The following is a 21,644-nucleotide window of genomic DNA, read 5'->3' on the forward strand; positions in this document are numbered from 1 at the left end:
ATGGTGTGGTTTACACGAACTTTGAAGGATTGAAGCAAGCCATTAATAAGTGGATATATTACTATAATCACCAACGAATCAAAACGAAACTCAGGTGCAGTCCCGTTCAATACCGTGAACGGATAACAGCATAAAAACTACCGACCAGATTTCTCCAGTCGGTAATTGGTCTAACTTTTGGGTCTCACTACATGCCTCCTCTTTTTGAATTCACCGATCAAAATAATTTCTGAAATTATTAGAACATTGTATGATAGAAGTAGAAAATGATTTTGAAAGGACTGATTAATATATGGCTAAAGGATTAAAGTACCGAAAAAGAAAAATTAAAAATATCGAACCAGATGAAATACAGATTAAGGATGCAGAGGAGGAGATATCTAAGTTTATACTGTCACAGCATCCTGAGTTAACAGAAGATTCTAAAATCACCTTCCAAGAACTTTTAGATTATCGTTTAAAATATATAGAAATTATGATTTCAAAAGATTCAGATAAAATGGAAATACTTAACCGATCGATTGTTGATGATATCAAGAAGAAAGAAACGGTCTCAAATGATTTAAATGAAACAATGGAAAAAAATCTAACGTTTGGACAAAAATCAGCTGATGCTATTGCTAAATTTGGTGGAAGTTGGCCGTTTATCTTTATTTTTATTCTTGTACTAGTTACTTGGATCACAATCAACTCTATTGGAATTTTGACAAAGCCTTTTGATAAATACCCTTACATTTTACTTAATTTAGTTCTTTCCTGTTTGGCAGCTGTTCAAGCACCGATTATTATGATGAGTCAGAATAGGCAAGCCGCTCGGGATCGTTTAGAAGCAGATAATGATTATGAGGTAAACTTGAAAGCAGAAATTGAAGTGGCGTTGCTTCATGAAAAAATAGATTATCTTATTACAAGTCAATGGCAACATATGGTTCAAATGCAACAAATGCAAATTGAATTGTTAGGAAAACTACAGAAACAGGTAAATGATCTGAATAACGATCAAAAAAATAAATAGTATAAATTAAAAAGTTTATTTTAAGCTATCGTTGAAGAGCGTTTCTTTAGTTGCTATTCAAACGTAGAAATAATTGGAAATTTAAAGAAAACGAAATTTAGGGAACTTTCGGATGCTAAAGGGAAATATACAAAACGAATTTTTTAGCTTATTCAAGCATATTTGCTGTTAGAAATGGTTTTTGCAAGAAGAGTAACGATAATAGAGAGGACTTGTGAAAAATAATGAAGGAGCAAAAAAAGTTTGCTTATGGATGGTACCACGAGCAGTGGGGAAAACCGACACATGATGATCGCTTGCTATTTATTTTATTAACTGTCGGAACATTTCAAGCAGGTTTAAGTTGGAAAGCAGCGGCAGGAAGATTGTCAGCTTTTTTGAAAAATTTTCGTAATATGGAGATAAAAAAAGTTGCAGGGATGATGCCAGATGATGTTGAAAAAGTGATGGCGGATCCATTGATGATTCGTAATCCAAGGAAAATTAATGCAACTATTCAAAATGCCCAAGCCATTTTAACGATTCAGGAAGAATATGGCAGTTTTGCAAATTACTTATGGAATTTTGTTGGTGGTGTACCAATACTGTCAATCTATGAAGAAGAATATGAAGTACCGAAAGTTACCCCTTTAGCAAGTAAAGTAGCGAAAGACTTAAAAAAACGTGGATTTAGCTTTGTCGGACCAGTAGTCACCTGCATGTTTCTCAAAGCAAGTGGCATAATTCAAGAAGAAGTGTTGAATCGATAGAAGTTGCAGGAGTTAGATAGCACTATAAGAAATTTAAATCATTAAGTTTTCATTTTCTTCTTTATTCCGATAAAAAAATGGCAATATATTTGAAGAGATTGTATGCTATAATAAAGAATGAGAGATAGTAATAAAATATAATGATAGAGGTACATAATATGATTAAAAAAGGAATAGTTGCTAGTTTGACCATTGGCCTACTTTCAACGACACTTATGTTAAATGTCCACCAAGTATCTGCTGAAAGCTTTCAAACGAAAGATACACCAGTGGAAAACACAAAGTATAAAATAGTAAAAAATGATTCGACTTCAACTGATAATAAATTGAAAATTACAATACCAGAGAGTAATCGTCAGGTTAAAGTTGGTGAAAAAATTGATGAGAAAGCAATTTTAGAGAATGTGACTGTGAAAAATTCTAAAGGAGATGATTTGACTGGAAAGTTAACTTACTCAATCGCTACTTTAGATAAAAAAGAGCTTAAAAATGTAAAAAAAATAGACACTTCTAAACCTAGCGTATATACAGTTACCTATAATGTTATGGATGAAACTGGAATGAGTACCACTGTATCCAGTACCGTAAATGTAACAGATGAAAAACCAGAAGCTTTGGTGAACGATCCGGAAATCATTATTCAAGATTTAGACAAAGTGGTTGAAATCGGAGAAAAGGTTGATGAAAAATTTATTTTAGACGGAGTAAAGGCGACAGACCTAACAGATGGTGATTTAACTTCTAAACTAACGTATACCTTATCTTTAGTGGAATCTGATAAATTAAAACCTGTGAAAAAGATAGATACTTTGCAAGCAGGGAAGTATATTGTTACCTATGCGGTGAAAAATGAAGCGGGTGTGACTACGACCTTGTCAAGTGCAATCAACGTAGTTGAGAAAACGGATAAAGTGGAAACGAATAAATTAGAAATTACAATGGATTATGTAGTAAAAACAGTAACTGTTGGCGAATCGATTGATGATGAAATTATTCTAAAAGGTGTAAAAGCTTCTGATACTATTGATGGTGATTTAAGTTCAAAAATCACCCATACAGCAACATTCTCTGAAAATACACCAAAAGCAAAAGTAGTACCAGTATTCAAGCTTGATTCATCAAAAGTTGGTACCTATAATGTCACTTACACAGTAGAAAATAGTTCAGGAAAAACGGCTTCTATAGAGGGACAAATTGAAGTTTTAGATAAAGTGACAGACGCCAAGAATAGTCTGAAACTTTCTATTCAAGATATTGGAAAAGTCGTGACTGTTGGTGAGAAGGTTGGTAAAGAGTTCATTTTGAGTGGAGTGTCTGCAATCGATCCTCTTGATGGCGAACTAACTTCAGAAATCACTTACGACCTCTTCTTCGTTGAAGATGGCACGACAAGCAAGGTTAAAAAGGACCCGTTTGATACGTCAAAAGCCGGTATTTATACAGTAGTCTATTCAGTAAAGAATTCAGCGGGAGAGAAGGCTTCTATTGAAGGCCAGATTCAAGTTTTAGACAAGCCAATTCTGCCTACTCATAACCCAGTTATTACAATAAAGGAACCTAAGAGAGTTGTTAAAGTGGGTGGTGTGGTTGATGATGCCTATATCATGAATGGTGTAACTGCAAGTGATAAGAAAGATAACGATCTAACAGACAAGATTAAGTACACGGTCTCTTTTTCTGAGATTACAGTTGCAGCTAGCGCAGATAGCGATAAATTAGATACGTCAGAACCAGGTGTTTATACAATTACTTATGTGGTCGAAAATTCTGTAGGTGGGACAGCAACTGCAGAAGCGACAATAGCAGTAGAAAAAGAAGCAACGAGTTCTACTACTTCTACAAGCAAACCGGTAGGCAAAACTAGTAGCAAACCAACAGGCAAACTCCCAAGTACAGGAGAGAAATCTAGCGGAATAGTGGCAACTGTGTTTGGAACAATTCTGCTAATCCTAATAATGGCAGTCATTCTACTTAAACGAAAAAATAAGAGTCAATAGATTAATTCTAACGACTAAATAGTCCCACTAGAGCATCTCTAATTAAATAGAGGTGTTCTTTTTTTATTTGTAGTCAAGAAACTGATTTTCATGAAACAGATACTGTTAATTTTACGATGGACAAAAATATATGGGAGTTTTTTAACAGAAAAGTAAAAGTTTTTTTGAACCATAAGTTGTTATTATAAGCACATAAGAAATTCATTATTCTTTTGTCTAAGCATTGAAGACATTAAAAGCTAATGGAGAATGTGCAAGCAATTATTCACGAAAAAAGATTTGGAGGAGTTTTTTATGAATATTCAAATGAAAGAACTGGAATTGTTAGAAAAAATTCAAGGAAAATATTCAGATCAAGAAGTAGACCAGATTATTCGAAAGAAATATAAAAAATGGCAAAAAAGAGCAACAGAAAAAATGAGTCATTATGACAAACAAGAGCGCATATTTCTAGCTTATAAAGAAGCTGTTCAACAATTTTCTGATGTAAATTTGCCAGTTGAGCCTGCATTATTAGAAGTGATTGTTTCAGAAGATATAGAGAAAACAAACAAATATGTCCAAGCAATCATTCAATTTGCTTTTAAAATAGATCCATTTAGGAACTGATTTAAATAGCGACAATTAAACAAACTTATTAAAAGTAGAGAAAACGGCTAGTATTGAAATCAGTTTCGAAGGAGTAATAAAGCTCTAAGGTGCAGTGATAATACAAAGTAAAATGAGTAGAAAAAATAACCTATTTTAAGGAGAGAACAATCAATGGAAAAAGCAATTCATGGGAAAAATGTCAAATTAATGTTTCGTTTATTAAAAGAGCGAGGACAAAAGAAAGCTGGATTATTAGCTTTAGAAATGAGTCACATTTACAATCGTGAAACTAACGTTGAAACGCAAGCTACAAAAGATGGTAGTGTTGCAACAGGCGGTAGTATCGAAGCAAATGTTGAAATGGAATTTTTAAAAACAAATACAGATGTATTCAACATGCTAGAATATGCCTACGAGAATGGGGAAGAAATTGAAATTTGGCGTATCTTTTTTGACAATCCAGTTGCAGGTGAAAAGCGCAAATACAAAGCGCAATATGGAACAGGAATTTTAAGTAACTTTCCTGATGCTGCGGAAGCTGAAAGTAATGCTTCTGTTTCAACAGTAATGAAATTAAATGGTTTATTAGTTAATGGTGAAGCTAGTGTAGATGCAGAAAATGATGAGTTGGCAAAAGCATTCTTCTTCGATACAGTAGCAGATGCGAAACCGGAAGAACCAAAATCTATTTATACACCACAAGTAAAAGCGTAGAACTGAAGGTTATGCTCATTCGTTTTCGGCATTTATTTTTTTAAGAGTCGACAGCGAAAAGGGATGAGACTAATTTTACTGTAAATGATTATTTTTGCTTAGAGTAAGAGGTATTTTCCCCTTGTATGAATCAAAAATAATCAATAAACGTTATTAGTCTCAGACTAACCTTTTCAAATTTATTATTTAATGGAGGGAATAAACATGGCAAAAAAGACAATAAAAGCAGTAGTGACAATTAATGGGGAGAAATATCCTTTAATTTTTGGTTTTAAATTTTTAAATGAGATTAATGCTTTACCTAAAGAAAATCAACAAGTAGATAATTTGACATTACTTATTGGAGGATTGATTGATGGTGATCCTACTGCATTAAAAAACGTTTTAGTGGCTAGTTTGATTACGTATGAAGAACTGGAAGAAAAGGATATTATTGATTACTTGGAAAATTCTGATGAGGTTGATGAATTATTTGAAAATTTTATCGGGTTCTTAACATCGGCGCCATTATTGAAGAAACGAGTAACTCGAATCAAAGTGGGGATCGAAAAAATGATGAAAACAGTCGAAGAAAAAGCGCAAACGGAACTGGAGCAAGCTATGACGAAATAGTTCTTACCTGCTTTCGTTTTTTCCCTACCATTACTTTAAAAGAAATCGAACGAATGACACCATGGGAGTACAACCTACGAACGAAAGCTCATTTGTTGAAAGAAAATGATATGGAACGAAGAGTGTATACAACAGCATTTGCAAATCGTCTATTTAAAGCGGAGAAAAAAGGACGTTATCTCATAAAAGATGTCAAAAGTATCTATGACTACGAACAGAATGAACAAAAAATTCTATCTGAATTCTCAAAAGAGTCTACGGAAAAATTGGCTAAAAAAGAAGATCTTTATGAAATGAGAGAACGACTTTTGCGAGCGCAGAGTTTGGTAGCAAAAAGAAAACAAGGGAAGGAGGAAAAAAATGGATCAAGTAAATAATGTCAGGACTGTTTTACAAGCAAAAGATAGTAATTTTTCAACTACGATTCAAAATGCAACAAAGGTGTTAGATAAATTTCAAACAGCAGCGAGTGCAACCAATGGGATTAGTACTTTATTGGTAAATGGAATGGATGCGGCATCTAAAGCAATGGATGAGTTTCGTATGGCTAGTACTTTTATGGGAGTGGAGTATGGTAATCTAGTAAATGCTTTAAGTAATACTAGTATTTTTGAGTCTTTGACAAGTAGTTTAGGAAATCTTTCTGTTTCATTGAATCAATCAGGGCAAGAGTTGGGCAATTTAGGTGAACAAACTACGACCCTTGCAAATGAGTTCGCTTCAGCTGAGCTAAGTCTTCAAAACTTTACTGCAAGCGGTGTTTTACTACAAACAGTAAGTGATTCTGTTTCAGGATATTTAGGAACGATATCGACGTTGGGTAAACTTCTTTCAGAAAGTTATCAACAAGTTTCTCTACAACTGACTCAAGTAGTTATCACAGGACAGGCTGGTTTCTCTGAATTACAAGCATCAATTAGCTCAATATTTCCAACAATACAAGCGTTATCAGATAGCTGGATTCTAGTGAATGATTCTATTCGTTTAACGGTAGGAGAAGCAAAATTTGCTGGAGTAGAATTCATCAATACATTAAGTAATGCATTTGGTCAAAGTGTTACAAATTTTCAGGGATTCTCCTCACAACTAGAAGAATCTGGAAGTAAATCAGAAAAATTTTTAACGGTTTTTGAAAAAATTAAATCAAAATTTACTGAAGTTGGGGATTACATTAATGGGTCATTTACATCTAGTTTATTAAATATGACAGAAAATTTACTGAAATCGACTGGAGGTTTTCAGGGATTTACTGAAGGTGCTTCAAATATCAAAAAAATATCAGAAGCAATAACAGAAGGAAATGACCAATTAATAGTTTTTGGTTCGATTTTAAAAGAAAATGTCATAGCCAAATTTAGTGAAATGGGTTCAACTTTAAAAGAAAATGTCATAGCCAAATTTAGTGAAATGGGTTCAACTTTAAAAGAAAACGTCATAGCAAAAATTAGTGAAATGGGCTTGTCATTTATTGATGCTTTAAATAATGCAGATTCTTTTGCTTCTACATTAAGCCAACAATTTACAGCACTAAGTGACGTTACAGGTAATGCTTTTAATTTAATTAGAACTAATATCTCAGCTTTTAGCGAATTTTCTGGAGAAAAAATTGCTTCATTTGGTCGTTTAGCTGTTTCAGAAATGACTGCTCTAGCTACATCTTTCAACCAGACAGGAAGCGTAATGCCATACATTTCCAATCTAGTTGGGCAAGGCTTTAGTGGAATGGCTCAAGTTGGATCTTCCGCTATGAGTTCTTTATCATCAGCCATTGCTAAAAATCCAATCGGGGCTTTTCTGATAGTTATTACTATTGCGATTGCATCCGCTGTGGCTGCATGGAAATCTAATTTTATGAATATTCAAGGTGTGACAAAATCATCATTTGAGGCAATAAAAAATGCAATGAAAACGGTAGAACCCGTCGTCAAGGCGATTGGAACGGTCTTCAAGTTTTTAGGTACGATGATTATCACAGGAGCACTATTCGCAGTAGCATTATTAGTAGATCAATTTAGAACAGTAGTTTTTGCAGGAATGACAGTTATTAATACCGCTAAGGCTGTTGGAAATGCGATGGCAGGACTTTGGGCAAAAATTCGCGGCGATAATGAAGGTGCAGATAAAGCATTTAGTAGTATGAATGAAAATATTAATGACATTAAATCAGGTTTTGATGATTTGAAGGACAACTCAGCAATTAAAGGTGTTGCAGCAAGTATGTCAGAACTGGGCAAAGAATCTGTGGGTACTTCAGAGCAAGTAAAACAATTAGGGGAATCTTATAAGACAAGCCTAGACGAAGCGGGTCAGAGAATCGATGCCTTAAAAGAGAAGTACTCAGAAGTAGGGCAAGCGGCAATCACAGCTTTTTCTGGCGAGGGAATGGAACAATCTTCAAAACGTTTTGAAGCCTCGAATCAGATTATGGAACGTCATGCAGATAGCATGAAGGCAATCAAAGAAAAAGTGGGGCAACAGTTATTAGCCTCTGAAGAATTAACAGGTCAAGAACAAATTGCTGCCCAAAGTAAAGCTTATTCTATGATGATTACTCAGGCTGGTCAAGGTGGAGCTGAAATGCTCACGATAGCAAATGCAAATAGTCAAATGTTGGCAGAAGGCAAAACCCTTGAAGGTCAGCTTCTTACTGAAGAGCAGAAAAAAGCACTTCAAGATCAAAATAACGCAATCCGTGAAGGACTAATGGAGCAACAAAATCTAATTATTGAAGCAGCTCAAAATAAGTTGGCGCAAGGTGAAAAATTAAGTGCTGAAGAATATAAGGCTGCTCAAAGTGCTAGTCAAGCATTATATCGCAATCAGCAAGAACAATTAGTAGCGAATAATGAACAAACATTAGCTTTAAAAGAACAGATGAATGCGACAGAAGATGAGGTACAAAAAGCGAACTTCCAACAACAAATAGATGCACTAGGTTTACAAAATGCACAAATTAAAGAACAACAATTTGCCGCAGCAGCAGAAGCATTACTAATGATGCAACAACAAGAAGGTTTGAAGGCTGAAACAGTTAAAAAAAGTATGGAGCAAATGGGCATAACAACGGATGAAGGTCTAGTTGCGATGGTTCAAAAATATAATGAATCTGGAATTGCGGTGGATAGCCAAATGCAATTAATGGCTGGAATTTTAAGCCAAAGAGGACTAGAAGCGAACGATAGTTTAATCAGTGCTTTACAGAGTGGGGATATTAGTCAAGTGGGAGCTAACCTTTCTCAAGGGGCTTTAGCTGGTTTAGCTGAGTTGCCGGCAGGAATGTTTGCAAATGGTGAAGCAGGTAAGCAAGCATTTATCACTGCGATTCAAAACGGGACGCTAGATGCAACGAATATTGGTGGTATGCTGATTGGTTCAATGGGAGCAGCTATTGAAGGTAAAAAGAGTGACCTGGCGAATAAAACAAATCTCACTGCGCAAGGTGTTCCAGATGAAATGAAGAAAAAAGAAGTAGATGCAATCGAAGCGGGAAAACAAGTAGGTGCTGGCTTTGGTAGTGGTTTATTGAGCCAATCTTCTAATATAGGAATAGCGGGAACAGCTTTGGCGACTTTTGCGAAAGTCGGTCTTTTACTAGTTGATTTTCATTCGATAGGTGTAAATATGGCTCTTGGTGTCGCTTCAGGAATAACGGCAGGTCAGGGAGATGCAGTGACAGCGATGCGTAATCTTGTATATGCGGTAAATTTAGAAGCCAAGAAAGTTGCAGATATTAATTCTCCATCTCGTTTATTTAGAGATACAGTGGGACGCTCTATCGCTGAGGGAGTAGCTGTTGGTATTGAAGAAGATACTGAGTTAGCAGTAGCTAGTGCTAGAAATATGATTACAGATATTCAACAAGCAGTTTCTGGAACAAAAGGCCAAGGGAGTGTGCCAGCCTTAAAAATAGAGCATGATGTACAAAATAGTTTAATTGGTCAAATGAAAGACATGATCGATACTATAAAAAATATGAATATTGTGCTTGAAAGTGGCGCATTAGTTGGCGGTATTGGGAATCAGATGGATGGATTTTTAGGAAATAGAACAGGCTATACAGGGAGGTATCGTTAATGACAATTGAGATAAAAGAATATATTGAAATGGGTCGTTTTAATAGTAAAAAAGCAGGCTATTATGTTTTAGAACACGATGCTCCCAGTCCAGATGAACAGGAAATTATTGAAAGTATTCCTTTTATGCAAGGGGTCTATGACTTTTCTATGTTGTTAGGAGAACGAGTTTTCGACAATCGAACAGTAACAGTCAAACTAATTCGTCCGTTAACTAGTTATGACGATCGAAAACAATTAGAGCAGCAAGCTAAAGAAGAGTTGCTGCTTGTTGGTATTCAACCTATTTATGATTCCTGGCTTGATGGTTGCCATTGGTTAGGAAAATGTGAAAGTATTAGTGCTGAAGACAAACATGAAACCAATAGTCTAGTATTGACAGTTGTTTTTAATTGCTATCCTTTTGCACTGAAAAATGCTTCTGGTTATAGTGATGAGTTTGATTTAGATTATTTTGTGGACGGTGTAGATCAGTGGACCGGTTTTAAAGTAGCTGGTAAACGTAAAATTCTTTTGATTAACGAAGGCGTTAACGCAACGAGTCCTATACTTTTTTCTAATAATAGTATGGAGCTTATTACGGAAGATGGAGAAAAGGTTCAGATCCAAAAAGGGGAAAATCAAGATTTATTTTTCAAATTGAAAAGAGGAGAGAATTATCTCACGATTATTGGAAATGGGCATCTTCATTTTACCACTGAGACTGAGGTGATGGTTTAATGTATCGAGTAACTCTTTACGAAAATGCCGATGATAAAAAAGGCATTGTAATCCATGAACCTGCCAACTTTGGAAATAAATTAGCAGAGGGACATTTGGAGCTTTCTTTGGAAGGTTTGGGAATTAGTACCTTTGATTTTTCAATTAATATTAATAGTCCAGCTTATCGAAAAGCAGAACCCATTGTTAATCTTGTGACAGTAGCTGATTCAACAGGACAAATATTTAAAGGAAGAATTGCAAAAATCACAAATGCAATGAGTGGTGCAGGAAAGTTTGTTGAGAAAATTCTTTGTGAGGATCAAAAAGCTTATCTTTATGATAGTACACAAAAATATTTCAAACCAGAAATTTTAACTGTACGACAATTTTTAGAAAAAATATTGATAGAGCATAATTTACAAGTAGAAAATCATAAAAAGATTCATTTAGGAACTGTGACAGTCAGGGATAAAAAACAGGTTTATCGAAATACTGGCTATGGAAAAACGGCAGAAGTTTTGAAAGATCAGTTGTTAGACCAATTGGGAGGATATTTTAATTTAAGAGAGAGTAAGGACACTCTTTATCTAGATTATTTAGCAGAATATGGGAAAGAATCTACTACACCATTACAAATTGCGCGAAATCTAAAAAGTGCTAGTCGGGAAATTGATATTTCAGAACTAGCAACAAGGGTGGTTCCAATAGGTAAAGACTTAGAAAATCAAAGTTCTATTGAAAAAGAAGGGAATTTTTCTAGACAAAAAACGACGATTGAAGCTGTTAATGCTGGCAAGAATTATATTGAAGATACATCTTTAGTAAAAAAATTTGGTGTTATTCAGAAAAACCTTGAGCTTTCTCACGTTGAAGATAAGAATACTCTTAAAAAAAGAGCAGAAGACTATCTAAGAGAGCAACGCTTAATGCTGGTTACTTGGACAGCAGAAGTCATTGAATTAGGGCTAATAGATAAACGCTATGAGATTATTAAATTAGGAAATTCTTATCCTGTAGCTAACCCTTATCTTTATGAAAAAGAAATCTTGCAAGTCATTGAGAAAAAAATTGATATATTAAATCCTCAAAAGATAAACGTTACAATTGGTACAGGAAAAAAGACATTTTCTCAATATCAATTAGAGTATCGAGGTATGAAAGAAACAATTAACTCGTTAAAAACGAGTGTTAGTTCCGGAATGCAAACGATGGATTATTTACAAACGCAAACAGCTATTTTACCAGAACATGAACAGCTATTAACCAAACAGCAACAGGAATTAACCCATCAAAAACAACTGTTACAAACACAAAGTGATACAATTCAAAATCAAGAAATCACATTAGTAGCACAACAAGAAAAAATCGAAGAGCTATATACAATAGTAAAAGAAATACAGAAAAAGTAGGTGAAAAAGAAAATGCCAGAACAAAAATTTTATGATACACAACCTACAGGGGAGAATCATCAAGTGGATTACAAAGATCCGACTGATGTAGAAGAAATTGAGGAGGCAATAAAATTTGGTGTCGTGGATGAGCTAACCCAAAAATTTGCCCTGTGGATTCGAACCAAAATGTGGCGACGTCATGTAAGAGAGACCATTGCTCGGATGTTTGAATATAGTAATGTTTTATACAATAAAATTAAAGGAATTGCTGAGCAGACAGAGAAACGTCAAGGACAGGTAGAACAGCGACAAGCAACCTTAGAAGCAAAATTTAAAGAAGTGATTGGCAATGCGACTAAGGATAGTGAAGTGATTCAGGCTAGAAATAGCGAGAATTATGGAAAATTTTCTGTGTTGGATGATCGGTTAGAAAATATAGAACGATTAATGATGAAATTTTTACCTGTAGGTTTTGATGTTACGATACCTCATAAATTAGGAGTACAGCCGGAGATTAACGTTCGTACCTGGGACTATGGAATTGGTGTACTTCCGTTAGGAACAGAGGAGCACGGTCTTTTCGGTGGAACAGCAAGCCAATCGGTACCTATCCAAGTGACACACAATGACTATAACGAAAGCATTGTTTCTTTGCCAGTTGAGTATCGAACAGAAGCAAGTTTACAACAATTAGACAATTCTCATTATCTATTGATTGATGAGGAGAGCAAACGTTCAATTATTTTTGAATTACACATTTAGGAGGAATGAAAATGACATTTAAAAAGATATATAGAGGCATGGAAAATGGTGCGGAAACGATTCAGGAGAATTTTAGTGCTGCAGTTTCTAAGACAGATGATGAAACAATTTCTGGGGTTAAGGATTTTAGAGATGGACTGAAAATGAAGGGGGTTACCCTTATTGACATATTTTATCCAGTTGGGTGTATTTATCAGTCCGTAAAAAATACTGAACCATCAGTTATGTTTGGCGGTACTTGGGGAAGGATTAAAGGTAAAGTTTTGGTTGGGGTTGATGAATCTGACCCTGATTTTAATTTAGCAAATAAAACAGGTGGTGCAAAAACTCATACCTTAAAAGTTGAAGAACTAGCACCACATAGTCATAATATAGGAGTAGCTAGAGGAGACAACCCTGCAGCACCCAGTGGTGGAACAAACGGTTTTTTATGGCACGAGCGCCCAGGTAAAGACAGTGTTAGCAGTGGTGGAGGCAAACCACATAATAATATACAACCTTACAGTACAGTTTATATGTGGGTAAGGACTGCCTAATTTGAAATAGTATGAGTCTTGAATAATATTATTATGAAAGATATTAATTGAATGGAGAAAGATAAAAGTTTCAAATAGTCTTCCTCCATTCTAATGAGAAAAGTTCAAATCTTAAACGATTTTAAGAAATTTTACGAATAGTATATTTCTTTTTGATAGCTAATAGAAAAATCAATACAAAGAAGAAACTAATACAATTTCTATAAACTTTCCCCATTACTCTCAATCACTCGCTTATACCAATCAAAGGATTTTTTCTTGGAACGTCTCAAGGTTCCATTTCCTTCGTTGTCTTTATCTACATAGATAAAACCATAGCGTTTCTTCATTTCCCCAGTTCCAGCAGAAACAAGGTCAATGAAGCCCCAAGGAGTGTAGCCGATGAGGGGAACACCATCATATTCAACAGCCTCTTTCATCGCTTCAATATGAGCTTTCAAATAGTCAATGCGGTATTGATCATCAACTTGGCCATTTGAATCAAGCGCATCAATCGCACCAAAGCCATTTTCTACAATAAATAGTGGCAGTTCGTAGCGTTCATTGAACCAATTCATCGCATAACGCAGACCTTCAGGATCAATTTGCCAGCCCCAGTCAGAAGCTTCGACATAAGGATTCTTTACTAAATCAGTTGATTCATCGTAGTCATAGGCTGGGCCTTTGTTTTTGTCTTGGATAGCAAAAGACATATAGTAGCTAAAACCAATATAGTCTACGCATCCTTGAGAAAGATCGTCAATATCTTGATCTATAATATCTAGTTCATAGTTTTTCCGGGCTAAATAGTTTGTGATAAAACTTGGGTAATGTCCTCGGACATGGACATCAGTAAACCAATAACGTTTCTGCATTGCGCTAACGGAAGCTAACATATCTTTAGGAGCGCAAGAATAAGGATAGATAGGCACCATAGCAATCATACAACCAATTTGGAAATTAGGATTGATTTCATGACCGATTTTTACTGCTTGAGCACTAGCGACTAATTCATAGTGTGCCGCTTGATACATAATTTTTTCTCGATCTTCTCCTGCTTCATATTTAATCCCTGAGTTAGTAAAAGGAGCAAAATCTTCTGCAAAATTCGCTTGGTTATTAATTTCGTTAAAAGTCATCCAGTAAGTTACTTTGTCTTTATAACGATCAAAACAAACTCGTGCAAAACGAACAAAAAAGTCAATTAACTTGCGATTACGCCAACCACCGTATTTAGTGACTAAATGATAAGGCATTTCAAAGTGAGAAAGTGTCACTATCGGTTGAATCCCGTACTTTAAACATTCATCAAATAAATCATCATAAAATTGTAATCCTTCTTCATTTGGGCTATCTTCATCACCATTAGGAAAAATTCTTGTCCAAGCAATAGAGGTTCGGAAACAATTAATACCTAATTCGTTAAAAAGTTGGATATCTTCTTTATAACGATGATAAAAATCAATGGCTTCATGATTCGGGTAATTCTCTCCAGTTAAAACACCTTCTGTCATTCTCCGAGGAATGTTATTTGCACCCACGGTCATAACATCAGCTACGCTAATGCCTTTTCCACCTTGATTCCAGCCACCTTCTAGTTGATGAGCAGCAACAGCGCCACCCCATAAAAAATCTTCGTTTAAAATCGACATGTGATCGTCTCCTTTTATACCTAGCAATTGTCAGTATGCTTTGAGTTTATGGTATTCATAGAGTGCAATGATAGGAGAAATATTTTGAACGGAAGCATTGCACTCTATGAAATGAGTAAATTTGCTTCACTGTTTCTTAAGCTTCTGCTTCGATTTTTTCTAATATTTCTTCTGTGATTGGTTGATTAGTCTCTTCAGCATAATTGATAGCATCCATTTTCCTAGCAAAAGGTAAGTAGATGAAGAAACTTAGGCTAAGAACAACGATTTGAAGGAGAGCTCCTTGCCAACCTCCTACAAGTAAACCAGAAATAATTGGTGGTGTTGTCCAGGGAACTTGAACCGCAGTAAATAATGGAACAAGTCCACTATATAAAGCAAAGTAAGTAATTACAGATGAAACAACAGGCGTTAAGATAAATGGAATCGCCATAATTGGATTCATTACAATTGGTGTCGCAAAAGTGACAGGTTCATTAATATTGAAAACAGCTGGGCCGATAGATAAGCGCCCTAATTGTTTGAACTGAGCAGATTTTGCAAAGAAAACCATATAAATGACTAACCCAATGGTCATACCAGCACCAGTAACCGTTAAAAATTGATCTAAAAATTGCTGTGTGACGATGTGGCCACCGTTGGCGATTGTTAAAGCTTTTCCTGATTTTAGTAATTCTGTATTTTCCAAAGAGTTCGCTTGCAAAATAGGTCCCATAATCCCCCCAACGATAGTCGAGCCATGAACGCCAAAGAACCAAAATAGCGGAATCAAGAAACCTAAAACTAAAGCTCCACCTAATGAATCTGTAACTCCTTGTAGTGGTGATTGTAAAACTTTGTAAATAAAGTCAAAGAAAGTTGTTTTTAACACTAAGTCAAAGAAAATGTAAACGAACATTGCTCCGGTAATTAAAACCGCTGCTGGAATTAATGCGGTAAATGAGTTTGCAACGTTTTCTGGAACAGCTTCTGGGAGTTTGATACGAATATCATGACGTAAGAACCAACTATAGACCCAGCCGACAATCAAACCAACAATAATTGCGGTAATCATTCCTTTACCTGCAGTCCAATCTTTATTGATGATGTTCCCAATTGTTATACCGCTTTCTGGATCTGTTATTTCAGATGACATAAACAGAATGAACACCACTAAAGAAATCATCCCGGCTGGTAGTCCTTCAAAACCCTCTGTTTTTACATAAGAATAGGCAATACCTATTACTGCGAAGACAGACATGATAGCAAAAGATGCACCATAGGCCTGATTGAAGTAAACAGCTAACCCACTGTCGGTAACCCACTGTGCAACAGAAGTGATTGGTAAGTTAGCTAGCAAAAGAAATACGGAACCGACAATGGTAAAGGGCATCGTGTAAAGCATCCCATTTCTTAATGCTGTGATTGCTTTTGTGTTAACAAATTTTAAAACAGGGGGAAGAATTTTTTCATTAATCCATTCGTTCATTTTAAACCTCTCCTTTAGATAAATAGTAAAAATAAATGCATGTAGTAAAAAGATTGAATCCGTTTACAAGTTCAGTTTAAAAGATTCGTGGTAAAAATGGAATCTGTTGAAGAGTATTGGGAACATGTACCAATGAAAAAAACAACAACGATGATTTTTTCAATCATTCATTGTTGTTTTGAGCGATTCGCTTACTGACTTGGTGAGCTAGGACTTCTATAAGAGCGATAACGGGAATTTGAGTAGTAATATTGATTGTCGAGCCAGTATAAGGGGAGCGTTCATCAGGCATGTAATAAGAAATATTATAGTCTGCTAGTCGAGCAATAGTAGAATGTTCATTATTTGTTAAGGTTAAAATTTGAGCGCCAGAACGTTTGAGATCAGCGATTTGCCGAATGATTTCAGAAGTTTCACCAGAAACCGAAAGAATAATAGCTAAGGTGTTTTCAAATCCTCGAGGTGGAATTGGTGTGAATGGATCGGTAATCGTGTATGAGTTGATTCCCATATTAACAAAGTAACGACTGCCATAGCTTCCTAAAATACCACTTGTCCCTAAGCCTGAAAAGGCAACATGTCTTGTCTCTGTAATCATGCGGATAGCTGGTTCTAAAGTCTCATAATAGGGTTGTTGATTTATTTTTTTTAAGAAAGAATCAACATGAATCGTTGCGTCGTAGTATTGTTCAAAAGAGCTAGATTGTATTTGTTCCTCTTTCAAAGCATATTTCAATTCAGAAAAGCCGTCAAACCCCATTTTGGTACAAAATCTTAGAATGGTTGAGGTAGAGACGTGGCAAGCAGCTGAAAGTTGGCGAATGGTCAATTTTGGAATCGTCGTTTGATTTTCTGCAATATATTGGTAGACAAGCATTTCTAGTTCATTTAAAGAATGAATTTTTTCTAAATCCAGCAATGGGTAACGCCTCCTAGTAGGTTAAAATGAAAAGGTAGAAATGAGACTGACTCGCTAATCAAAAGTATTTGAAGGCTTTACCTTATTGTACAATAATTTATTTTTTTTAGCATGAGAAAATTTGAGCGTATTGATTGAAGAGAAGGCAAAGATGAGTATAATTACTAAAAGACAGAAAAGGAGCTGAGTACAATGAGCAGAGAAGTTATTTTATATATTGCAACTAGTTTAGATGGCTATATTGCCGAAGAAGATGGTAAAATCGATTTTTTGAATAATGTAGAAGTCACAGAGGAAGACACTAGTTATGAAGAGCTTTTGGAGAAAATTGATACAGTGATAATGGGAAGAACGACGTACCATCAAGTGACAACGGAATTAGCACCTGATAATTATCCCTATGAAAAGCAAACATCATATATTATCACGCATCATCCCGAAGCAAATACAGAAACGATTATTTATACGAAAGATTCTCCAGTAAAACTAGTAGAAAAATTGAAGGAAGAGTCTGGAAAGGCGATCTGGATTGTTGGTGGTGGGAGTATTGTAGCCCCTTTAGTAGAAGCTAATTTGATTGATACTTATATTATTGCTACTTTGCCAATCGTATTAGGAAAAGGTATTCCATTATTTCCAGCGTTTAAGGGACCTGTTCAATTGAAAATAGATCAGGTTTATGAGAAAAATGGGATGGTATATACGACCTATTCTAAGAAGTAAGAAAATATCCATAATTTTTTAAGAGGTTGAGATAGAAGTCGTTTTGGGGCGGGAAATTAGATTGAAAAGCGCACTATACGCTTTATATATGGACTGATTTTCGAGAAATTTTCAAAGCCCCAGACTTTTGACCACCGTTTATTCCGATGTAGAGGATGGAACAAAACTGATTTTTAGTTTTGTTTCATCCTTTTTTTTGCCATGACATTACTGTAAAAGGAAAGTGTTCTTTACTTAAAAAAGGAGGAAATAGTTAAATGTTGTTGACACTTTCAAAAAAACAACGTATTATAAGAAATGTAGAAACGACTACAAATGTAGTCTTTTGGTCTTGGTAAGAACTTTAAAGGAGAGAGTCACATGACAAACGTAGATATTGTAGCGAAAATCACAGATGCTGAATGGGAAATTATGCGCGTGGTTTGGGCTCAAAAAGAAACAACGAGTAAAGAAGTGACCAACATTTTAAATAGTAAAACTGAGTGGAAAACCACGACAGTAAAAACACTTTTGAGTCGACTTGTTGATAAAAAAATGCTTGGAACGAAACCTTTAGGGAACAAGTTTATTTATTTTCCTATAGTAGAAGAAAGACAAAGTATTGACGCTTTATCAGAAGATATTTTAACTAAAATTTGTAGTCGAAAAGTTGGAACTTTTGTAGAAACGATTCTTTCAGAAAGCTTGTTAAGTTTTGAGGATATTGAAAAAATTGAAAAACTGCTGCAAGAAAAACGTAAGACTGCAGTTGAAAAAGTTCCTTGCAATTGTACTCCTGGTCAATGTCAGTGCCATTTACAAAAAGAACTATAAAAAACAAATAGGGGGATGAAGAAGATGGAGACGAAAACGTTTAATATAGAAGGAATGAGCTGTGCGTCTTGTGCACAAACGGTTGAAAAAGCTACAGGAAAACTTCCTGGTGTAGCAAAATCAAGTGTAAACTTAGCAACTGAAAAACTGACGATAGAATTTGATGAGCAAAAATTGTCTGCTATAGAAATTAAGCAAGCTGTTTCAGATGCAGGCTTTCAAGCTTTAAGCAATACGATTCAAAGAACCTTTGACATAGAAGGTATGACATGTGCAACTTGTGCTCAAACGATAGAAAAAGCTGTAAATAAGATTGTTGGAGTGGAGCAAGCTTCGGTCAATTTAGCCACAGAAAAAATGATTGTTTCTTTTTATCCGACGATTATTAATCCTTCAACGATTACTCAAGTCGTTGTTGATGCAGGGTATGGTGCAGTTGAAGAGATGGACACTGTTGATAGTGTCGATCGAGATCGTGAGAAAAAACAAAAGCATATTGCAAATATGTGGCAACGCTTTTGGGTATCGGCAGTCTTTACCGTTCCTCTACTCTATATTTCTATGGGGGAAATGATTGGACTTCCTCTGCCAAGTGCCTTGGCACCAATGGAAAATGGAGCTACTTTTGCGATCACTCAATTATTACTAACACTTCCGGTACTTTATTTAGGTAGAAGCTTTTTCACTGTTGGCTTTAAGTCCCTATTTAAAGGGCATCCTAACATGGATTCGTTAGTTGCTTTAGGTACAAGTGCAGCATTTCTTTATAGCTTATATGGTACAGTCATGATTTTTTCAGGAGACACTCATTTTGCCATGATGCTTTATTATGAATCGGCTGCTGTTATTTTAACCTTAATTACATTAGGAAAGTATTTTGAGGCAGTTTCTAAAGGGAAGACCTCAGAAGCCATCAAAAAATTAATGGGCTTAGCACCAAAGAATGCTCGTGTGCTAAGAAATAATGAAGAACTAGATATTCCGATTGATGCTGTTCAAGTAGAGGATATCATTATTGTAAAACCTGGTGAAAAAATACCTGTAGACGGAGTTGTTATTTCTGGGAACACCTCAATTGACGAATCAATGCTGACTGGAGAAAGTATTCCTGTAGAGAAAAAAGCCGGAGATCAAGTGATTGGTGCCAGTATTAATAAAAACGGTCTTTTCCATTTTAAGGCAACAAAAGTTGGGAAGGATACAGCGCTATCTCAAATTATTAAACTTGTAGAAGATGCCCAAGGATCTAAAGCACCAATAGCTAAAATGGCGGATAAAATTTCTGGTGTGTTCGTCCCAATTGTTATCGGTTTGGCAGTCTTGTCTGGGTTAGCTTGGTACTTTTTAGGTCAGGAATCTTGGATTTTCGCTTTAACGATTACGATCTCAGTACTAGTAATTGCTTGTCCGTGTGCGCTAGGCTTGGCGACGCCAACAGCTATTATGGTAGGAACAGGTAAAGGGGCAGAAAATGGAGTTTTAATCAAAAGTGGTGATGCTCTTGAAACAACTCATAAGCTACAGACAATTGTATTTGATAAAACTGGAACAATCACTGAAGGGAAACCTAAAGTAACTGATATTGTCACAGTTTCAGGGATTTCTGAGGATGAACTTTTACGTTTAGCGGCTTCTGCTGAGAAAGGTTCTGAACATCCCTTGGGAGAAGCGATTGTGAATGGTGCAGAAGAAAAAGGCTTATTACTAGCTAAAACGGATTCCTTTGAAGCGATTCCTGGACATGGAATTGAGGTTAGCATTGAGGAAAACACCTTTATACTAGGAAATCAAAAACTAATGACGGATAAAAAAATTAGTTTGGGAGAGCTTAATACTCAATCGAATCAATTAGCAGAACAGGGCAAAACACCAATGTTTATTGCAAAAAATGGTGAAATTGCAGGAATTATTGCAGTTGCTGATACGATTAAAGAAAATAGTAAACAAGCAATAAAAAAACTGCAACAAATGGGAATTGAGGTTGCTATGATTACTGGTGATAATCGACTTACAGCTGAAGCGATTGCTAAACAGGTAGGGATTGATCGTGTTTTAAGTGAAGTGTTACCAGAAGATAAAGCAGCAGAAGTTAAAAAATTACAGCAGGAAGGGAAAAAGATTGCGATGGTAGGCGATGGCATTAATGATGCTCCTGCATTAGCGCAAGCTGATATCGGAATCGCAATTGGTTCAGGTACGGATGTTGCTATGGAATCAGCGGATATTGTCTTAATGAGAAGTGACTTGATGGACGTACCAACAGCAGTAGAGTTAAGTAAAGCAACCATAAAAAATATTAAAGAAAATCTATTTTGGGCATTTGCCTACAATACCCTTGGAATTCCAGTGGCAATGGGCGTACTTCATTTGTTCGGAGGACCATTACTAAATCCAATGATAGCAGGAGCCGCGATGAGTTTTAGTTCTGTATCAGTGTTAATCAACGCATTGCGCTTAAAGAGGTTTAAACCATCTTCAATTAAATAACGATAGGTGGAAAAAATAAATAGAAAAGGGATGAAAAAAAATGGAAAAAGCAGTTTCAATAGAAGGAATGAAATGTGATGGTTGTGTAAACATTGTCAAAGAAAAATTCGAAGTGATAAAAGGGATCACGTCTGTAATAATCGATTTGGAAAAAAAAGCAGCTACAATCAAAAGTGAAGAAGAGCTATCAATTGACCTTTTAAAAGAAGCGTTAGCAGACACTAAATTTATAGTTAGTGACTAAAAAACTATGCCAAGCCACATATAAAAATAAATACCTTTAGTGTTTTTGCATAAATTACATCAGATTATTCTGATCTTTCAATAAAAAAAGAGAGACTAGGCTATTAAAATTGAGGGATACTTTAAGCTGTCTGCTCTTTGATTTTGAGCCTTACCTAATTATAATTTTGTGAATATACTAGATTTTAATAAAAAAAGATTCTGCCATTTTAACTTCG

At 35.5% G+C, this 21,644-nt stretch carries 20 protein-coding genes; 17 read left to right on the plus strand and 3 right to left on the minus strand.

The features are described from left to right. The first annotated feature begins 5 nt into the window (after positions 1–5). The 13 genes from BCR26_RS17935 to BCR26_RS04435 all read left to right on the plus strand — a co-directional run bounded on the left by BCR26_RS17935 (position 6) and on the right by BCR26_RS04435 (position 13,142). Positions 6–134, plus strand: coding sequence for an IS3 family transposase (locus tag BCR26_RS17935; protein ID WP_209591845.1), 129 nt, complete (start codon positions 6–8; stop codon positions 132–134). Positions 135–292: 158 nt separating this feature from the next. After that, positions 293–1,015: a DUF1003 domain-containing protein gene (locus BCR26_RS04380; RefSeq protein WP_069697761.1), complete on the plus strand. Its 723-nt coding sequence runs from the start codon at positions 293–295 to the stop codon at positions 1,013–1,015. A gap of 224 nt (positions 1,016–1,239) precedes the next feature. Then, positions 1,240–1,764 (plus strand): DNA-3-methyladenine glycosylase I, encoded by a 525-nt coding sequence (locus tag BCR26_RS04385; protein ID WP_069697762.1) that lies wholly within the window; start codon positions 1,240–1,242, stop codon positions 1,762–1,764. Between the two features lie 158 nt (positions 1,765–1,922). Then, complete coding sequence (locus BCR26_RS04390; protein WP_069697763.1) at positions 1,923–3,761, plus strand: immunoglobulin-like domain-containing protein; 1,839 nt, start codon at positions 1,923–1,925, stop codon at positions 3,759–3,761. Positions 3,762–4,055: 294 nt separating this feature from the next. After that, on the plus strand, positions 4,056–4,370 hold the full coding sequence (locus tag BCR26_RS04395; protein ID WP_069697764.1) for a hypothetical protein: 315 nt from the start codon (positions 4,056–4,058) through the stop codon (positions 4,368–4,370). A gap of 153 nt (positions 4,371–4,523) precedes the next feature. Further along, on the plus strand, positions 4,524–5,066 hold the full coding sequence (locus BCR26_RS04400) for a phage major tail protein, TP901-1 family (protein ID WP_069697765.1): 543 nt from the start codon (positions 4,524–4,526) through the stop codon (positions 5,064–5,066). A 204-nt stretch (positions 5,067–5,270) separates the two neighbouring features. Continuing rightward, entirely contained in the window at positions 5,271–5,678 is a 408-nt protein-coding gene (locus BCR26_RS04405) for a tail assembly chaperone (protein ID WP_069697766.1), read from the plus strand. Between the two features lie 53 nt (positions 5,679–5,731). After that, a complete protein-coding gene (locus BCR26_RS04410; protein WP_069697767.1) occupies positions 5,732–6,055 on the plus strand; it encodes a hypothetical protein in 324 nt (107 codons plus the stop codon). Continuing rightward, the gene (locus BCR26_RS04415; RefSeq protein WP_069697768.1) at positions 6,039–9,752 is read left to right on the plus strand and encodes a hypothetical protein; all 3,714 of its coding nucleotides are present in this window, start codon (positions 6,039–6,041) and stop codon (positions 9,750–9,752) included. The genes BCR26_RS04410 and BCR26_RS04415 overlap by 17 nt, the downstream gene beginning before the upstream one ends. Beyond that, positions 9,752–10,471 (plus strand): hypothetical protein, encoded by a 720-nt coding sequence (locus tag BCR26_RS04420; protein ID WP_069697769.1) that lies wholly within the window; start codon positions 9,752–9,754, stop codon positions 10,469–10,471. The genes BCR26_RS04415 and BCR26_RS04420 overlap by 1 nt, the downstream gene beginning before the upstream one ends. Beyond that, a complete protein-coding gene (locus BCR26_RS04425) occupies positions 10,471–11,862 on the plus strand; it encodes a phage tail protein (RefSeq protein WP_069697770.1) in 1,392 nt (463 codons plus the stop codon). Before BCR26_RS04420 ends, BCR26_RS04425 begins: the two co-directional genes overlap by 1 nt. 12 nt (positions 11,863–11,874) lie before the next feature. After that, positions 11,875–12,606, plus strand: coding sequence for a hypothetical protein (locus BCR26_RS04430; RefSeq protein WP_069697771.1), 732 nt, complete (start codon positions 11,875–11,877; stop codon positions 12,604–12,606). Between the two features lie 11 nt (positions 12,607–12,617). Next, on the plus strand, positions 12,618–13,142 hold the full coding sequence (locus BCR26_RS04435) for a phage baseplate protein (RefSeq protein ID WP_069697772.1): 525 nt from the start codon (positions 12,618–12,620) through the stop codon (positions 13,140–13,142). Between the two features lie 200 nt (positions 13,143–13,342). Here BCR26_RS04435 and BCR26_RS04440 read toward each other — a convergent pair whose 3' ends face one another. The 3 genes from BCR26_RS04440 to BCR26_RS04450 form a co-directional block, all read right to left on the minus strand. Next, positions 13,343–14,773 carry a 6-phospho-beta-glucosidase gene (locus BCR26_RS04440; RefSeq protein ID WP_069697773.1) on the minus strand — a complete coding sequence of 477 codons (1,431 nt, stop codon included), beginning with the start codon at positions 14,771–14,773 and terminating at the stop codon, positions 13,343–13,345. A 136-nt stretch (positions 14,774–14,909) separates the two neighbouring features. Further along, positions 14,910–16,241, minus strand: coding sequence for a PTS sugar transporter subunit IIC (locus tag BCR26_RS04445; RefSeq protein ID WP_069697774.1), 1,332 nt, complete (start codon positions 16,239–16,241; stop codon positions 14,910–14,912). Between the two features lie 163 nt (positions 16,242–16,404). Next, on the minus strand, positions 16,405–17,160 hold the full coding sequence (locus BCR26_RS04450) for a MurR/RpiR family transcriptional regulator (protein WP_069697775.1): 756 nt from the start codon (positions 17,158–17,160) through the stop codon (positions 16,405–16,407). A 192-nt stretch (positions 17,161–17,352) separates the two neighbouring features. Between BCR26_RS04450 and BCR26_RS04455 the strand changes: the two genes are divergently transcribed. From BCR26_RS04455 to BCR26_RS04470, 4 genes are all read left to right on the plus strand, one after another. Next, on the plus strand, positions 17,353–17,883 hold the full coding sequence (locus tag BCR26_RS04455) for a dihydrofolate reductase family protein (protein WP_069697776.1): 531 nt from the start codon (positions 17,353–17,355) through the stop codon (positions 17,881–17,883). Positions 17,884–18,243: 360 nt separating this feature from the next. After that, on the plus strand, positions 18,244–18,696 hold the full coding sequence (locus BCR26_RS04460; RefSeq protein ID WP_069697777.1) for a CopY/TcrY family copper transport repressor: 453 nt from the start codon (positions 18,244–18,246) through the stop codon (positions 18,694–18,696). Between the two features lie 24 nt (positions 18,697–18,720). Then, positions 18,721–21,183 (plus strand): heavy metal translocating P-type ATPase, encoded by a 2,463-nt coding sequence (locus BCR26_RS04465; protein WP_069697778.1) that lies wholly within the window; start codon positions 18,721–18,723, stop codon positions 21,181–21,183. 40 nt (positions 21,184–21,223) lie between these two features. Next, positions 21,224–21,427, plus strand: a complete 204-nt coding sequence (locus BCR26_RS04470) for a heavy-metal-associated domain-containing protein (protein WP_069697779.1) — start codon at positions 21,224–21,226, stop codon at positions 21,425–21,427. Positions 21,428–21,644 lie beyond the last annotated feature (217 nt).

This window comes from Enterococcus rivorum (genome assembly GCF_001742285.1).
Lineage (GTDB): Bacteria > Bacillota > Bacilli > Lactobacillales > Enterococcaceae > Enterococcus_L > Enterococcus_L rivorum.

Excerpts from the sequence above, each read along its gene's own strand:
- BCR26_RS04380 (WP_069697761.1), top strand. The coding sequence starts at position 293 with ATGGCTAAAGGATTAAAGTACCGAAAAAGAAAAATTAAAAATATCGAA.
- BCR26_RS04385 (WP_069697762.1), top strand. The coding sequence starts at position 1,240 with ATGAAGGAGCAAAAAAAGTTTGCTTATGGATGGTACCACGAGCAGTGG.
- BCR26_RS04390 (WP_069697763.1), top strand. The coding sequence starts at position 1,923 with ATGATTAAAAAAGGAATAGTTGCTAGTTTGACCATTGGCCTACTTTCA.
- BCR26_RS04395 (WP_069697764.1), top strand. The coding sequence starts at position 4,056 with ATGAATATTCAAATGAAAGAACTGGAATTGTTAGAAAAAATTCAAGGA.
- BCR26_RS04400 (WP_069697765.1), top strand. The coding sequence starts at position 4,524 with ATGGAAAAAGCAATTCATGGGAAAAATGTCAAATTAATGTTTCGTTTA.
- BCR26_RS04405 (WP_069697766.1), top strand. The coding sequence starts at position 5,271 with ATGGCAAAAAAGACAATAAAAGCAGTAGTGACAATTAATGGGGAGAAA.
- BCR26_RS04410 (WP_069697767.1), top strand. The coding sequence starts at position 5,732 with ATGACACCATGGGAGTACAACCTACGAACGAAAGCTCATTTGTTGAAA.
- BCR26_RS04415 (WP_069697768.1), top strand. The coding sequence starts at position 6,039 with ATGGATCAAGTAAATAATGTCAGGACTGTTTTACAAGCAAAAGATAGT.
- BCR26_RS04420 (WP_069697769.1), top strand. The coding sequence starts at position 9,752 with ATGACAATTGAGATAAAAGAATATATTGAAATGGGTCGTTTTAATAGT.
- BCR26_RS04425 (WP_069697770.1), top strand. The coding sequence starts at position 10,471 with ATGTATCGAGTAACTCTTTACGAAAATGCCGATGATAAAAAAGGCATT.
- BCR26_RS04430 (WP_069697771.1), top strand. The coding sequence starts at position 11,875 with ATGCCAGAACAAAAATTTTATGATACACAACCTACAGGGGAGAATCAT.
- BCR26_RS04435 (WP_069697772.1), top strand. The coding sequence starts at position 12,618 with ATGACATTTAAAAAGATATATAGAGGCATGGAAAATGGTGCGGAAACG.
- BCR26_RS04440 (WP_069697773.1), bottom strand. The coding sequence starts at position 14,773 with ATGTCGATTTTAAACGAAGATTTTTTATGGGGTGGCGCTGTTGCTGCT.
- BCR26_RS04445 (WP_069697774.1), bottom strand. The coding sequence starts at position 16,241 with ATGAACGAATGGATTAATGAAAAAATTCTTCCCCCTGTTTTAAAATTT.
- BCR26_RS04455 (WP_069697776.1), top strand. The coding sequence starts at position 17,353 with ATGAGCAGAGAAGTTATTTTATATATTGCAACTAGTTTAGATGGCTAT.
- BCR26_RS04460 (WP_069697777.1), top strand. The coding sequence starts at position 18,244 with ATGACAAACGTAGATATTGTAGCGAAAATCACAGATGCTGAATGGGAA.
- BCR26_RS04465 (WP_069697778.1), top strand. The coding sequence starts at position 18,721 with ATGGAGACGAAAACGTTTAATATAGAAGGAATGAGCTGTGCGTCTTGT.
- BCR26_RS04470 (WP_069697779.1), top strand. The coding sequence starts at position 21,224 with ATGGAAAAAGCAGTTTCAATAGAAGGAATGAAATGTGATGGTTGTGTA.